Here is a 16867-nt window from a genome sequence, read left to right on the forward strand (position 1 = left end):
TTGAGCAAAAGAGCATCAACAATTCTTACGCATTTTCCATCCGGTTTGCCTTATGAGCACATAGCATCACGTGTAACTCGTTTTCATATCCAAAGTGGTAATTTGAGCAGCCTGGTCACCTTTCAGCAGCTGTTCGAGAGGCTTCCGTTCAGCCTCTCCGCATTGGTACAGCCGAATCTGCAAAAATTGGCTTCCCGCCTTCCGGGAGACGCTCGCGACAATCTAGATTTTATTGAGATCAAAAGCACTTTGCGCCCATTGTTCCAACAGTTCTACGTGGGCACTGAACACAAATCCGGACCCAAATCGCAATCCGTAAGATGGATCGTCGGAGAAAAAGGGTTGATGAAGATCTGCCCTCATTGCTTGATCGCAGATAAAGAGGAACATGGGTGGCCGTATTTACATCGGTCCCATCAAATCCCTGGCATCACTACATGCTGGCGTCATGGAGCGGCGCTGCTAGAAAGATGCCCTGATTGCAGTTGCCCCTATTCCTTGCCGAATCAGTTGGTCGAGACGGCTTGGCGAGGATGCTCTTGCGGCTTAAACACTAAGGCGCTCGCATCCCGGCCCGTCCCCGAACCTACAAAGCACGAACATCAGCTCGCCCAGTTCGCACATGATTTAATCGAAGCGGAATCAATTCAACTGACCCGAGCCCAGCTTGCCCAGCTATATCGCCAGCAAGCACACGCACTAGGCATGCAATATGGAGCGTTTCGTATAAACCGGCAGCTACTCATCAAACGCGTCATTGCCTTCTTCGGCCCAGCGCTACTGTCTCGAATCGATCCTGCATTCCGCAAGAAGAGAAACACGGGTTGGCTGAAGGTTTTTGAGGAGAAGTCAAATACAGAATCGCCACTTTATCGGCATATTCTGATGTCCTTCTTTTTGTTCCGCTCATACAAGGTGTTTCGTGAGAAAGCCATCGCAATTACGCAAGAGGTCAGCCAACATGACAACCTCGAATCCAGCAAAGAGCAGGAAGCAGCTAACGCTGCCGATAAGTTGTTTGCGCAGCTAGAGCAAGCTGCCTTACGTTACCACTCCGATATAACCCAGCTTTGGGCGTCTCACACAGGAACCATGCGTCGGCTTCTGAAACTCGATCCGGCAATGTTCAAGCAATTGGAGAATAAGCTCCAAACCATGCCACGTCGGCGTAAGAAAATTCAGCCGAGGGTTCTCACCGCACAGCTGGCAGATGATGACCAGTTGTGGGCACAAGCCATCGAAAAGGCGGCCAAGCAACTGTATGAAGCCAACGATTGGCCTATCTGGGTTACAAAGAATCGCATTATTAAATCGGCTCAATCTCACATGAAAAAAAAGCGAACTCTTACAGTGGACGAGTATCCGCTGGCAATCGGTATGCTGGAGACCTATGCTGAAGGACAATGGCACTTTTACGCTCGTCGCATTGCATGGCTACTGCATTCCCTCATAGATACCGACACCCCAGATTATGTTATCAGGACCATCTCGCGACTGGAATATCATAAATGCCGGGCAGTCATCGCGCATTTTGAGGATTGCCCGAGAGGTACGGGTACCTCCGCACAAGTAGTGTCAGACTACCTTGCAAGGAGAAATATCTCTCGAGATTGGAGCGGCCCCGATCCGACTCGAGAATTCGACAATCCTGGTCGTTCCTATAGACTCAGGACAAGCAGGGCCGGCAAGAAAGGGGAACTAGCACCGCGCCCCTATGCGAAACATGTTAATCAACTCAAAAAACCGGCTACTTCAACTTCCCCTTCCACGCGAGGATGAAACTCTCCATAGCCTAGTCGCGAGGATCCGATCGAGAAATGTTTATCGATCGGATCTCGACGCCTGTCGGCATCTATTGGGGCAGGCATCAAACTGCCGTGTTGACGAATATCCTGTCAATGTTGCGCAATTTTGCGAAGAGACAAGCTACGTTTACGGCACAGCAAAGAGTGTATTAGACCACTTCACACTTCTGCCGCACTTTGCGTGGACTGGCAAATTGCCCTGGCACTCTGGAGTAGCCAAGCGTTCGCCTCTCGAAGCACGGCATGGCCTGGGCCAGCTTTGCTTCGGCGCACACCTTCCTTGGCGTGCATGTGGTGCATGCATCGAAGAAGAGAAAAAACAATTCGGAGATACCTATTGGCATCGCTCGCACCAGCTTCCAATGTCACTCATCTGCAGCAAACACAAACGCCCACTAATGATGGTCCTTCGAGGATTTAAGGGTGTGAAGAATCGCTTACTGCTTCCTGATGATGTGTACTCAGACTGTACAAGTTTTAGCGCAAACAGCGATGTTCTTGAACGCTGGGATTGTTTGGCGAAGATTGATATGGCCATTCTTGAAAATTCATCACGGGCCAACTTCCAAAAAGCCGACGCTGCTGCAGCATTTCTGTATGTCTTGAAAGAGCAGAGCCTTCTGGATAAGCAAGGTGCAGTCGATAAGCAGGCTCTAATGGATTACCTCCACTCCCCCCTGGTTGACTTGAAGCTGCCTCTCACATGGCTGCTGCAGACGGAGTTACGCGGTGCGCATGGCACGCGCACCGCACTGGCATCTCGCATAGCTCCAAGCTCGCAATACTTAACTCTACTGATCTATAAATTATTTGGCTGCTGGGAAACCTTCTCAGATCGATGCAGATGGGAAGAGATAATGTCTAACAAAGGTCCCGAACAAGAGGGTGCCGTTACCTCTATGCCATCAGAGGCAATAGTTCATAGGAAGTCGTGTATAAATCTGCTTGAGCAAGCACCAGCGATGAAGCGCAACGAATTTTCCAGAGCCGCGCCGAAATCATTTCGTTGGCTGCTCATCCACGATAAACGCTGGCTCGATGAATACCTTCCCGCAGCTTGTGTAACGACGCAACTAAAGCTGTTTCCATAAACTGCCCCCCCCGGAGCGCTGGATCAAGAATGGGCAAATATTCTGGAAGCGCCGCACCTGAATCGTGTAATGTGAAAGCTTAGTCTGACCTTCAGCTGTCTTTGACAACTATAACAACTTAATGTAACGTTTTTTGTACAGAGTGTGCGTGAGTCTCCCCGCTCTTTAAATCCAGATGGGACCCGCGTATGCACCGGCCACGGTCAGCTCGTAAAGGGCAAGTAGTGGTAGATTAGGTAGCGGCTAATCCTTCAGTCCAAACATTGTAGATTTTCATAAGGATAAATTATGTCCCGTCCGTGCGCCGAAGTTTGTTGATTTTAGCGAAATAGACGTTATTTGCTGTCCAGCAAATAAGGCGTTTTTAGCAAATTTAGACTAACCAGCGGTTAGCATGAGTAACCGCATCCTGTTTAGCATTCCCCTAGCGAATCACATGCTGAGCCGCCACTCGATTATGGGCGCAGTGATGTGTGCCAAACCGCGACTGCAGGTAGCCAAACGGTGCCGAATGAGCAGTTCTCAATAGCAAAGTTATCTTGACCTGCTACCCAATTTAGTACGAAACCGCAGTAGAGTCCGGTGTTAAAAATCGTGCCGCAAATTGCTTTAGCGTCGGATTGCCACATGAGCTCATTGTAGTGTTCCTGGCGCCAGCTCTCGATCACCCCCCGGGCGTGGCGCTGGGATAAGAACCCGTGTTGCATCAATACCCTAAGCTGTTAAATACTAAAGTGCCAGCCCCCATAGGAAGATAGGGCTCCTCCACTCGATCACGCTCGAACTTTATGATATTGCACAAGCGGCCGACCTGGAATCCGCGATGGAGATTATCGCTTTTTGGGATATTCCAAAGGCTTGGCCGAGAAAAACGTTTCTTCCGTTCGAGCCCCCCATGCTGGGACTGGCTTTGCGAGACCATCTAGTTCAGCATAGGGCGCTTCGGAGTAAGTTATGGTCCTCAGGTTCCACTACTGCCAATCGATATCCTCATGGAAGTGATGCACGTATCGGAGGGGAGACTTCTTCAGCAGATTACGCCTTGTTCCGTAGGTTTTCGCGAACTTGACACACGATGCTCCCGCTGAAGCCAATGACGTCACTAAAGTATTTGTTTCCTTGAGCGTGTACGCAGTTGCTGCGGCGCCGATGGCGGCTAAAATCGCTCCACCTGTAATTTCGAGGCCAAACGACATATCTGCGATACGAATCGGCATTTTCATCTCGCGGGACACTAACAGCAAATCTCGACACGCACCGTCAATGCGATCCCATTGAGTTGCGAATTCCTGGGCTCGATCTGTCGAGCTTGTCACCAATCGCCGAGCGGTGTCTATCTCCTCGCGCAGTGCCAACAATTCGGGATCCCTCTTCAATTTGAATTCCAGGATATCTTCGAGCGGCGCGTCCCCTCTCGGCACTGGGATAGCTCTATGCAGTGACACATTGACTCCTCGATCTGGAACTACCATGTCACCTAGAAAAGCTCTAATGTCGGCATCTGTCTCTGCGGCCAAGCTCCAGCGCCCAGGCTCTTTGTTCTCTAACTTCTGAAAAACGTCGAAATACGCATTTGCGAGACATCGTCCTACCGACATGGAACTGGGGGCCAACTGAGTTTCAGGCCGGACCAGTACACCGGCCTTCATGAGAAAGTCCGTCTCAACATTATTGTCGCCTTGGAAGAAGCGCACTGATGGCCAAGCGATGCGGTCCCAGAAAAGTAACGCGAACCGAAGTTGTTCCGCCGACAAATGCTTATGTGCTTCGAGTCCTCCGTTCCGTCGTGGTTCGATGAAGTCGGGGACTAGCATAATGCCCCGTCCCCCTTTGGGCCGCTTGCCATAGTCGAGTTCTGATTGTTTCCGGTGTTTGCTTTCACCCATGTAATCTCTTTCTTAATTATTTCTATCCAGCCGGAATACTAATCTAATCCATTACGATTGGCCGATTGGGTGCATTACGCGCTGGAAACCGGCGCCCGGAAGATTTGTTCGATCTGGCCATTAAGAAGCCTGATTGTGATGAGCAATCGATTAGTGTTGACTTGACCATAGTTGATGACAGTTGCACACCTCCTTAGTTGCCAGTGCTTAGGGTGAGAATATGAGAGATTTCCGCTGAACAAAATTGTTATCATCGAATCATGAGGGTTGCGCCGGAGCCATCAACTTTGTTGCGTTGCTGTCACGGCAATTTCGCGAATAGCTGTGTCGTCCAACATCCTATATAGGTGCCATCCCGTGTTCCTAAAACGAATTCGAGCCCAAAATTTCCGAGTATTCGGCAATGGCGAAAGGACGCCCGTCTTGGACTGGGAGCTTTCGCCAGGTCTCAATATCCTCGTCGGCGAGAATGATGCGGGCAAGTCGACCGTGATCGACGCGATCCGCCAGGTGCTCTGGACCACGAGCTACGAATTCATCCGCTTGCTCGACACCGATTTTCACATTGCAGGAAGTACACGGGCCGATTCGCTGTTTATCGAAGCAACGCTTGCTGGACTGTCGCCAGACCAGGAAGCTGCCGTTGTAGAGTGGCTGTCCTACGAGCCCGATGGCAGCGTGTCTCTGACCTTGCACTTATCCGCCCGCCGCATCGCTTCACGCCACGGCAAGCGAGAGCGCGTAGAGGCAGTCACACGAGCCGGAAAACAGGGAGATGGTCCGGAGATTGGCGCAGCCGTGCGTGACTTAGTGCGAGCCACTTATCTACGCCCTTTACGCGACGCCGAAGCGGAGCTAAGTCCGCGACGGCTCTCGCGCTTGTCGCAAATTCTTGGCGCTCATAAAGACATCGAGGGACAGGAAAAGAATGACTTCGACGCTGCCAATCCTGCCGCCATCCCAAAAAACCTAGTTGGCATGATGGCCTTCGCCCAACACCACTTGGGAAAGCATGCCGTAATCGGTGGTGTTGAGCAAGCGATCAATACACAGTACCTAAAGGAGTTCGCCTTCTCCGGTGATCACCTCGCTTCCCGGATTCGCATAGCCCCCGATCTCTCACTACAAGCTATTCTCGAAAAATTTGAACTGAGTTTGCAGCCGAAGGGACATATCACACCTGATGAACGCTGCACGCGCGGCCTTGGTTATAACAACGCCCTATTCATGGCTACGGAGCTGGTACTGCTTAGTGACGGCGACGAGCTGGCCCTTCTCCTCATTGAGGAACCGGAAGCCCACCTGCATCCACAATTACAGGAGCGTGTTCAAATCTTGCTTGAGAAGAAGTCAAGCCAAGTTGACCAAGGCAAGCGCTCCGTCCAAGTTGTAATGAGCACCCATAGTCCTTCACTTGCCGCCGGCGCTGACATAGCGCACCTGACCTTGGTCAGCAACGGCCAGCTCTTTCCGCTAGGGCATGGCCAGACCAAGCTCAAGACCAGCGACTACGAATTTCTGCGGCGCTTTATTGACGCGACCAAGGCTAACCTGTTTTTCGCCCGTGGCGTCGCCATTGTTGAAGGTCCGGCAGAGGCATTACTGTTGCCGGCGCTGGCCAAAGCTTGCGATCGTTCGTTTTCCGATCATGGCGTTTCGATTGTGAACGTTGGCAGCGTCGGCCTTTACCACTATGCCCGCATCTTGCAACGGGCCGACGACAAAGTTGTATTGCCTATTCCGGTCGCCTGTCTGACTGATCGCGATGTCGTGCCAGATGCCGCGACCGATTACGTGGACAAGTCGAACGAAAAGCGTTTTGACTCGGATTACACGGATCTGGAGCTTGCTGATCGGGTCAAAGGGAAGGAAACACGCGCGCAAGGAGGCAGCACGATCGTCTGTGTCTCCGATCGCTGGACGTTTGAATATGACTTGGCACGCTTTGGTTGCGGTGAATTAATGTACTGCGCCATCGCACTGGCCAAGGCAGCGAAAACCAAAGACGAAATGCTCGATGAGAAGGATGAACTACTGGCGCTAACTGTCGCACATGACGAGTGGACCGCTTTAAAGACGGCAGGTCACTCCGACGATAAGCTTGCAGCCCTTATATATCAGCCATTACACGAGAAGAAAGCTTCCAAGGCAGTTTGCGCCCAGTACGCCGCCCATCTCTTGGCAACAAAAAAATACGGCGCCGGAGATGACTTGTTCAACAGGCTGCCTCCCTATCTGCAGCGAGCACTGCAGCACCTGACGCCTAGACCAACGACGCCATGACGCTGCCCGTTATTACGCAGGAGGACTTAGACGCGCTGGCGACCTTGGCTGCGGACTTGCAGTTTGCCGATGCCGAGCGACGGGCGGTACTGTTGGAAGGCAATTCGCGCGATATCAATGCGGCTCCGGGGAGCGGGAAAACAACCATCCTAGCAGCCAAGTTATTGCTGTTGTCGCGCAAGTGGCCACACGCACGACGCGGCATCTGCGTGCTGAGCCATACCAATATCGCGCGTGACGAAATCAGACAACGCCTGGCGCGTAGCAGCGAAGGTGCGCGCCTACTCTCATATCCCCATTTCATTGGCACCATCCACGCCTTCGTCAATCAGTTCCTGGCGCTCCCCTATTTGCGCAGCGTCGGAATCGGCGTCGATGTCATCGATGACGACGCGTTCGCTCAGCGTGCACTGCGTAAGGCAAAAGCCAACGGATCACTCAGGTATAGCATGGAGCAGAACCAAGGGGTCGCTTCGAAAGTGGCAGGGCTTATCTACCAGGGACCAGATCTGCAACTTGCGAGCGAAGGCGGTAGCCTGCCCAAACCGACGTCAAAGACATATCCGGTTATGTCCGAGATAAAGGAAGAACTCGCACAGCAAGGCGTGTTCCGCTACGCGGACATGTTCGCTTACGCCGAAAGATTGTTGCGGCACCACCCTTCGTTGATCGATCGCCTCACACTGCGTTTCCCATGCGTATTCATGGACGAGATGCAGGACACATCCTGGCAGCAGGAGCAATTGCTTCAGCAGATTTTCGCCGGGCGCTCCATCGTCCAGCGGTACGGTGACGTCAATCAACGCATTCTGACGCAAGATAACGGTGCCGAGTTCCTGACTTTTCCACAACCTACCGCGCTTCCCATCAGCGTAAGCAAGCGCTTCGGCCCGCAAATAGCCAGCGCGGTCGCCGGAGTACAGCTAGCCGGCACCCCCGTTACGGGTGAACGCGCTGATGTCCGCGCTCCGCTACTGATCCTTTACGCAACGGAACGTGTAGAACATGTCATTCCGACATTCGGTCGTCGTGTGCTAGAGCTTTTCGAAGATGCTGAATTACGCGACGGCCTCGTCAAAGCGATGTGCACCCGCAAACAAGGTGACGCGAAGGCCAGTCCTGGACGCCATCTCGGCGATTATTGGCCGGCTTCGGCTGGTGATGCGGCCAATGACAGCAACAGGCCTGAACGGTTCTGGGCACTATTGTCCCATGCTAGTGCAACCGCACGTAGCAAGGGAACGTTTGCGAATAGTGCGATGGAGGTGCGGCGTGCCATCTTGTTGGTGCTTCGTTCTGCTAGAGCCCCTGCCATAGCCGATGTGCGCGATGCACCGCAACTGATTCGGCAACTGTTGCATGCTGAACATGACGTCATGCCTTTGCGCCGCCTAGTACGCGAACTCCTGATCCGCAAGGCAGATTACAGCCGGCCAGCCGAACGAGGTGCTGTCCCCGCTTTGGTATTTCAATATTTGCAGCCGTTGCTTCCACCCACCATGCGCTTAGATGCCTTTTCGCAGTTGGAAGTCTTCGCGGAACCGGCATATTCAGTCGAGATCCAAGGGACCGAGCAGTATCAATGTACGGTGGTGCATGAGCAGAGACAAGTGACTATCCCCATCGGAACCGTGGCTTCGATGAAGGGAGAAACGCACCTCGCTACATTGGTACTCGAATCTCACGGTGGCAACAGCCAGCGTTTTGACCTAGAGGAAGCGCTTAAGGTGTTGGTTGGCCAGTCAGCGCCACCAACACAAAAACTTTTGATGGGGCAGTTTCGTAATCTATATGTGGCTATGTCCCGCCCAACCAGTTTCTTATGCATAGGGGCCAACGTTGACCGAGTATCGGCACAATCCCAAGATCTGCTTCGAGCAAAAGGATGGAATATTGAGCACCTGTGAGAGGCGCCAGGTCTTAGGACGCAATAGTGCTATCTTGTTTGTGTTGCTAATCTGCCGAGCAAGCAAAAAAGGAGTGACATGACTGAAAAACTAGGCGAATGCAGAGCTCTTGCCTCGGGGGCAAAATTTTATCGCGGTGACCTGCACATTCACTCTCATACAGCCTCTCACGACGTCCGCGACTTAGACATGACTGCGCAGGCGATTGTTGATACTGCTATTGCTGAGAATCTAAATTTGATTGCTATCGCTGATCATAATGAGATTCTTAATGTACGCACGGCTGTAGCGGCCGGCAGCGCTGCTGGAATTCTTGTAATACCAGCAGTCGAACTCTCTACCCCTGAGGGGCATTTGCTATGCTACTTCCCCACAGTTGAGGCTCTTGAACGGTTTCATGGTCGCTTGGAGCTTGCTGACCGTCATACACAAAACAGCCGCTGCAAGACTAATATGACGGGGTGCCTTGACTTGGTCGATGAGCAGGGCGGCTTTGGAGTCCTGGCACATGTAGATGGAGGAAACGGTTTAGAGAAGAACGATCCCGGAGGGTCTTCCTTCAAGCAGGATATTTTATGCCATCGTGCTCTTCTAGGCATCGAGCTCAATTCCGCTCAGTCTGCAGTTTCCTACACGCAAGATGATGAAGATCCAATTCGCGTTGAACTCGGCAAAAAGCGTATTGAACGACTCGGCCTCGGTGAGCGTCAGTACTTAGCGAGAATATTGAACTCAGATTCGCATACATTGACGGCTTTGGGCCGTAATGCCCGGAACGATCAAAAGCTAACGCGCTACAAAATGACTGAACCTTCATTTTTGGCGCTAAGGCACGCATTTGAGGAAAACGATTCGCGCGTCCGTCTTGAAGAGGAAGTGCCCGACACCACACCCTACGTACTCGGCGCAGTATTTGGCGGTGGGTTTCTTGATCGCCAAGCTATTCATTTCAGCCGAAACCTAAACTGCATCATTGGCGGCCGCGGAACTGGCAAATCAACCACATTCGAAGCGATCAAATGCTTGGTCGCCGGTCAAGCAGACGCTGATGTCGTGGATTCCGAAGTCTGGCCCAATCAGCTGCACCTTTTCTGGAGAGACGAAGCCGGACAAGAACATAGCCTGTCCCGCTCTATGGGGGGGCAGTTGGAGAATCTTGATGATGCGCTGGAAGGGCCAATTAGCTTTGACATCGACTGCTTCAGCCAAGGCGAGGCATCGAGAGTACGAGAGCAAGCTAAGTCAGATCCGCTAGCACTTATGAAATATCTGGATACTTTTACTGGCGTTAGTGATGCTCTGCGTATTGAAGCTGAAGCAATACAGTCCTTGGCCGAGAAGCAAAGCGAAATTTCGAAGGCGGAAAATATTGTCGCGCAGATCCCGCAAACCCAACGCTCGCTTAGTACAATCCAGCAGCAGGTCGCTGCGTTTCAAGCAGCGAAGGGCTCTGAAATAATGCAGTTGCAACGCAGCCTGGCGACCGAAAATGGGCTAAGAACATCGGTAATTAAGAGCATTCGGGATATCAGCGTGGCGCTCGTAAATCAGTCGGTAGTGTCGCTGATTGAGGACGCTCGATCATTCGTCGTTGCCGACGGCATCACCACAGGTTCTGATGAGGCGCGTAAAATAGCTGAATTAGCTGATGCATTCAAAGCGAAAGCTGAGGAATTGGAGTATGAGTTAGAAGAAGCATTCAAATCGTTCAAATCTGACGTAAAGCGTGAGATGGATGTCTGGGCTTTAAAAGAACGCCCGATCCGCGATGATATTGAAGTAAAGCGTGCCTCGCTTGAGCAGCAGGGTGTCAAGCTAGACATGGCGCACATCAATAAACTTACGAATGATGAAGCAACGCTAAAACAAACCCTGGCAAATCTAAAAAGCTGGGAGCCAGAGCTGAAGCGTCTCAAAGCAGAGTACGCTAATTTGTTGTCTGAGAGATGGGCTGCACGCTCAAGCGTTTCGTCCTGCCGGCAACGTTACGCCGCCAAGGCCACAAAAGCGCTGAGTGAGGTCCTAACTGATCTACGCGTCAAACTGCAATACGTAGAAAGTGGATATGCTCAGGAAGCGGTCGCCATCATTGCAGAGGCATTAAATTGGCGAACAGTGAGTCATGCCAAGGCCAGACTGTTGATCACGGCATTGACGGTGCCGGGTCTGCTCGATGCGATTGCAAAAAAGCGGGTTGCTACGCTTACCGCTATTCTGACTGAAGATGGTACAACGCAGTTTACCAAAAGCGAGGCCGAAGACATCATCACAAAATTGGGAGAGTCGGCGGTAAAAGCCTCGCTCGAAAAATGTCAAGTTGATGATTTTCCCAAATTGACAGTAACTCGGAACTCGTTCGGATCAGGTGGCAATACGGTTGTACAACGCGAATTTTCCCAGTTGTCTCTTGGACAGCAACAATCGGTACTACTGGCACTTATTCTTTCCTCAGACAGTAAGCGGCCTTTAATCATAGATCAACCTGAAGACAATCTCGATAGCGAATTCATCTTTCATACCTTTGTACCCGTTCTCCGAAGAGCAAAGGAGCGGCGTCAAGTAATCATCGTTACCCATAACGCCAACATTGCAGTGTTGGGTGATGCAGAACAGCTTATCGTACTGAAAACGAACAGGGACAGGAGCCAGATAGTTGCGCGAGGCTCCATAGACGATATCTCCGCACGCGATGCTGCTTGCAAAATCTTAGAGGGAGCGAAGGAAGCATTTAAGCGTCGGGCACGTATCTATGGAATCGTTTGACTACTCCCACAATGATCACTTCTATGGTTAAGAAGAACAGCAATGAAGACCTACGCGATGGTGGAATAGAGGCCCTGCGTCAGGAGATGGAACTGGCAGCTAATCGCATACGTGAGCTGGTTCTATCATTGCCTCCCCATGATCTGCTTGGCTACATCTTTGCGCGGCATATCAAGGCAGCGATGGCGCAGATTGGGAATGATCACGATCAAGAGCAATCCGATGGCGTAAAGGAGCTACTCAACCAGAACCAGTTCTTACTGGAGTATGTGCACGCTGTTCTCGCCTCACATACCGAACCCGTAAAGGTAAGCTTTGATGAAGCAAAATGCGCCGAGTTGTTCGAGCAGAGTGAAAAACTTCGGCAGCAAGCATTGCTCTTCGCTGTCGTTTCCTCTGTGGATACGAAAGATGGCGCATTTGGTCCAGATACAGCCGATGTGGAGTTTCGTGCCAAGTGTACATGGGTAATATTGCGCGGTAATCGCTATCAAGTTCTGGAAGGCGAGTTCTATAGATACGTTCTGGCTCCGCATGACGAAGTGCTTAAAGAAGTGTACGGTGCTAGCGCGAACGAAATCGCCGACGGATTTCAGGCTATGGCTGATACGATGCGAACCGGACACGCGACCGCGATTGCGGAAATGACGAAACAGATGGAAGCGGTAAAAGCATTTGCTTCATCACAGTCAAAGCCGCTATCGGAGGCAATGAAGGGATGGATCAATGCCAACGCAGACCAAGCAAAAGCCGCGCGTTATGCATTGGACGACATTGTTCGGGGCGGCATAGCAAATGTAACCCGCCATACCAAATTGCCATCGGCACTGTTAGCTGATCTTGCATACCAGCGCGGGGAAGAAACCGAATTCTTCTCGGCAGGCGAATTTTCAGGAACTCCCTACCGGACCCTGCCTGCCAGGAAGAAGCCTCTTATTCAACTCGGTACTGACTATTACGCCGTTGATCCGTGCTTCACTCGCGACGCCGGTTACAGAGCACTGCTTTATAACTTACTTGTGCGCATGCCAAGCTACAAGCAGGACTTCAAAGACAGGCAAAAAACGATGAGTGAGTTAGCATTCGCTGATATTTTGTCGTCTCAGCTTCCTGGCGCAAAAATTTTTCACGAAGTGTATTACAAAGATACTGCCAATAAAGAGTGGGCAGAGAACGACACTCTGATTCTCATTGACGACGTGTTGATTCTCGTGGAAGCAAAAGCCGGCGCCGCCGCAACGATAGCATCGCCAGCACTTGATTTCGGCCGGCATGCGCAGTCCGTACAGGATCTTGTAATCAAGGCTTATAAACAATGCGACCGCTTTTTCAGTTATATCAGCTCAAAAGATGAAGTTCCACTTTATTCTTTGGTCAAGGGAAAATATGAAGAGTGTGGCAGAATCCGGCGCACGGATTATCGAGTAATGCTACCCATTGGCCTGACGGTCGAATCGTTCTCCCCCTTTTCCGCCTATTGCAAAGAACTACCTGTAGTAGAGCCTCTACTGGGCAGTCACCCCTTTATCTCGATGTCTATAGACGACTTGTTCGTGCTCAAAAGATTCCTGACTACCCCAGGGGAATTTGCCCACTATATGGAGGTTCGACAAGCAGTAGCTGGGATGCGCCGTGCACACATTTTTGATGAGTTTGATCATTTGGGTGCATACCTGACAAAGAATCGATTTGATCTTGAAATCGCAGACCAACTTGCCAACGACAATGCCAACCTAGTCGTCTGGGACGGTATGTGTAGCGTCGTAGATAAGCACTTCGAGGGAGAGAACTGGGCACTTAATCCAGTGCCTAAGCAGGACTATCCAGAAGAAGTTTTATTGCTGCTAGCAGCGCTAGACGGTACCAGAGAAAAAGGCTGGCTTTCGGCCGAAAGTTCCATTCGTGATTTATGCACAGACGGCCGGAATGATTTGGCCAAGTACTTGGGCAAGCTACGCTCGTCATTGCATAAATATCCAGCTCGGCATTTCCTCTTGGGTGGAAAAATCATCCCACTGTTTGTTTGGCTTCAAAAACACGGCCAAGAGATTGACTGGAAAAAAGTGCGCGATAAGGCAAGCGCTAGTGCGCTTTCCGTCAATGCTACAAGCGTAGTTTGTGTGGTTGCGATAGGTAACGCTGATGGCGCCTATCAGCGCGCTTACAGGCTAGACGTATCTGTTCCCAAGATAAAGACCAAAGAGAATGAGCATGTTTTCGAAGATGCCGCACGCTTGTCTTCCTCAGACCGTGTCGTGAAGCTTCAGCCTCCTGAACCGTTAGCGCGACCGGTAGGGTTTAAGAAGCCCGGCCGAAACGATCCCTGCCCCTGTGGCAGCGGAACCAAATACAAGAAATGCCACGGCAACTATATGGGAAGTGAAAGATGGTAACAAGTAGCCTGAGTTCCGGAAAAACGGCACTTCTAAGTAAGCTCCGGACAGAACTTGAGAATGTGGATGATGGCGATGCTGAGCATCTTGCGGCAAACTTGCTGAGCAAGCTTCTTGATGGTATCGGTGTCTACGTCGCCAAGACAGGATCCCAGTTTGGTGGTGATGCCGGCACCACGGGGCTGAGACGTCGCGACATCAGGGTGGAGTCAAAACGCTACAAGCAGAGCACTCGACTGTCACCACGAATGCTTGCTGGCGAAATCGTTGAGGCAAGCCACGCGGATCCGCAACTAGAAGTTTGGATTTTGGTTGCGACCAAGGCTGTCAGCGAGACCGAGCGCAGACTTGCTCGCGATGAAGCGGACAGGCGCGGATTCCCGATAGTCGTCATCGACTGGACGGCACCTGCCACGGGCGGTGGCATCAACGCGCTGGCAGCTCTGTGCGCACGTTGGCCCGACATCGTTGAGACCCATGTCAACCAGGCGGCTGCCGATGCCGCCAGAGGGCTGGCGGCTCACGTTGGTTCAGCTGTCGACGACCTTCGCGCCAACCTCGAGATGTGGAATATCGGTTTTGAGAATCTACGCAAGAAAACTGCAGCGCACCTACAGCGCGTGTGGGCAGATAGCGCGCAGGCAAAGGCCACCTTAAACCAAGATGCTGCCGGCGGTAAGGCAGGCGTCCACCTTCTCAAGCGCAACGACATTCTGCTAGGGCTTTCGAACTGGTGGCTAGCCCCTTCGGACATTAGGTCACCGGTAGCCGTGACCGGACTGGAGGGGATGGGCAAGACTTGGGTTGCGCTCGACTGGGTCAATCAGAACCTAGCCACGCTGCCAATTGTGCTGCCGTTACCATCCAGTGCGTTTGTCAGCAACCAGGACTTCTCCGACACAGGTGTGCGGGATCTGCTTGCCAGCAATCTTCGGCGCATCGCCAACTCGCACCAGAGTCTTGAGTACTGGCGGCTGAGGGTCGATAGGATGCTGGAGCGACCGGTGACGGACGGCGCCGCGTTCCTGCTCCTTGTCGACGGACTCAATCAGCAACCCTTTACACCTTGGCCGGCGCTCGCGCAAACACTTCAAGGGGACTCGCTTGCCGGCAAGGTGAGGCTGTTGTGCACGTCAAGAAGGCACTACTTCGAAGAGGACATGCGCCAGTTTAGGGAGCTTGTCGTACGTCCTACGCAGGTTCGTGTTGGCGCATACTCACCAATGGAGCTTGAGGAATTACTCCGCTTGCATGGCGTCAGCAGTTCTGACTTGCCGCCTGGTCTGCTCAACTTGGCCTCCACGCCAAGGCTCTTTCCACTGGTGCTCCGTCTCAAGGATAAAGACGCAATGCGCTCAGATGCCTCCGTCCTCCGACTACTGTTCGAGTACGGAAAGGACGTTCATCAAGTTCGGCAGCAAGGGGCTCTCACTGATGGCGACTGGGTTCAATGGCTTGCCGACAGGGCGAACGAGTATCGAGAACTCCTACTGATGACGAACGCGAGACAGTTCACCACCAGCATCAAGGACGTCGCGAAGAGTCTGAACATTGCCAGTGCGTCCCGAGAAGATGTCGCTAGGCGGCTTAGCGACATCGTTGATGGCCGGCTCTTCGAGAAAGAAGAATCTATCACTGGGACTCAAAAGCTAGTTCTGAAGGAGGAACCCACGGTTCTAGGAATGGGGATCGCGCTGTTAGACAATCTCTCAGGGGCTGCGGACACCTTCGAAGGCGTGCAGACCAAGGTTCTTGAGTGGTTAGAGCCTGTTGCGGCCATCGACTTAGCGGCGGAGGTCTTGAAGGCGGCGCTCGCGATCCTCTCAGCGACCGCGACGCCTGATGCAAGTTCTATCACAGATGTGCTACTCGTGCTTTGGATGAACGGGCAGAATCCGATGGTCGATTTCGAGAAAGATGCTTTCGCGTTCGGAGAGGCATTCCCGCGCTCAATGTTGACGGTAATTGAGCGGTCGCCGCTAAGCTCCCAGTCATCCGCGTTCCACTATGCGACTCAGAGTCTGCGCCGACTGCCACGCTCAAGGACGAACGACTGGGAGAGTATCCGTAGCCGCATGCTGGTCTGGACTAGCTGGGTCACTCTGCCGAACAAAGATAAGCTTGGCGACCCGAACCACTATGCCCAGCGACACCACGGCCACCTGCTTGAGCGAATCAGCATCGCTGAGCCCTCGACGCTTGTTGTTCACGGCGAGGAGTTGAAGCTCGACTATTCGCATCCGGGGGATCCTGCCGTAGCTATCGCTGGAATTTTAGAGGGCCACGATCTAAGTGCCTTCATGCCGGTAATTCGCCGGGCGGCGGTACGAGAGGCTGTCAGGGTTGACCACAACGACCGAAGCTGGGAAGGGATACGGTGGGTTCTGCTGACCGCCTGCCAGAACGCATCAAACGCCCGTGATGAAGTCGCCCAGATGGCAGAGACACTGCTTACCAGTACGCCTGAGCCGGGTGTGCATCCGCGGCTACGCAATCGAGCAGCGGCCTACTTGTTGCGATTGACCGGGGTGCAGAAGTACGAGGAGCGAGCTGCAGAGGTTAACGAGACGTTCGGCCAAATGTGGAACTATCAGAGCGAGTACTTGGACAAGTGAATCGCCCCGGGTTTGAAGGAGGCTCCAACATTTGAGAAAATGGAGCCACCATGAAAAAATCAGTCCGATATTCCCCCGAAGTGATGGAGCGCGCCGTGCGCATGGTCCAGGAGGCCGGCAGCGA

The 16867-nt window shown here is 52.4% G+C and carries 8 protein-coding genes; 7 read left to right on the forward strand and 1 reads right to left on the reverse strand.

The genetic code is table 11. From position 1 onward, the window contains the following. Both GM676_RS08035 and GM676_RS08040 read left to right on the forward strand, forming a co-directional pair. Complete coding sequence (locus GM676_RS08035; RefSeq protein ID WP_155463001.1) at window positions 1-1779, forward strand: TnsD family Tn7-like transposition protein; 1779 nt, start codon at window positions 1-3, stop codon at window positions 1777-1779. Beyond that, entirely contained in the window at window positions 1724-2896 is a 1173-nt protein-coding gene (locus GM676_RS08040) for a TniQ family protein (protein WP_170304251.1), read from the forward strand. Before GM676_RS08035 ends, GM676_RS08040 begins: the two co-directional genes overlap by 56 nt. Window positions 2897-3867: 971 nt before the next feature. Here the strand turns inward: GM676_RS08040 and GM676_RS08045 are convergent. Next, window positions 3868-4782, reverse strand: a complete 915-nt coding sequence (locus tag GM676_RS08045) for a DUF6236 family protein (RefSeq protein WP_155463003.1) — start codon at window positions 4780-4782, stop codon at window positions 3868-3870. 357 nt (window positions 4783-5139) lie between these two features. On the opposite strand from GM676_RS08045, the gene GM676_RS08050 reads away from it, so the two are divergent. The 5 genes from GM676_RS08050 (at window position 5140) to GM676_RS08070 (ending at window position 16743) form a co-directional block, all read left to right on the forward strand. After that, window positions 5140-7065 carry an ATP-dependent nuclease gene (locus GM676_RS08050; RefSeq protein ID WP_211923179.1) on the forward strand — a complete coding sequence of 642 codons (1926 nt, stop codon included), beginning with the start codon at window positions 5140-5142 and terminating at the stop codon, window positions 7063-7065. Next, on the forward strand, window positions 7062-8972 hold the full coding sequence (locus tag GM676_RS08055; RefSeq protein ID WP_155463005.1) for a UvrD-helicase domain-containing protein: 1911 nt from the start codon (window positions 7062-7064) through the stop codon (window positions 8970-8972). The genes GM676_RS08050 and GM676_RS08055 overlap by 4 nt, the downstream gene beginning before the upstream one ends. A gap of 78 nt (window positions 8973-9050) precedes the next feature. Beyond that, window positions 9051-11735, forward strand: a complete 2685-nt coding sequence (locus GM676_RS08060) for a TrlF family AAA-like ATPase (protein ID WP_155463006.1) — start codon at window positions 9051-9053, stop codon at window positions 11733-11735. Between the two features lie 23 nt (window positions 11736-11758). After that, window positions 11759-14128 (forward strand): YecA family protein, encoded by a 2370-nt coding sequence (locus GM676_RS08065; RefSeq protein ID WP_229262581.1) that lies wholly within the window; start codon window positions 11759-11761, stop codon window positions 14126-14128. Between the two features lie 62 nt (window positions 14129-14190). Further along, window positions 14191-16743 (forward strand): hypothetical protein, encoded by a 2553-nt coding sequence (locus GM676_RS08070; protein WP_155463008.1) that lies wholly within the window; start codon window positions 14191-14193, stop codon window positions 16741-16743. Window positions 16744-16867: the final 124 nt, after the last annotated feature.

Source organism: Duganella radicis, assembly GCF_009720825.1.
Lineage (GTDB): Bacteria > Pseudomonadota > Gammaproteobacteria > Burkholderiales > Burkholderiaceae_D > Rugamonas > Rugamonas radicis.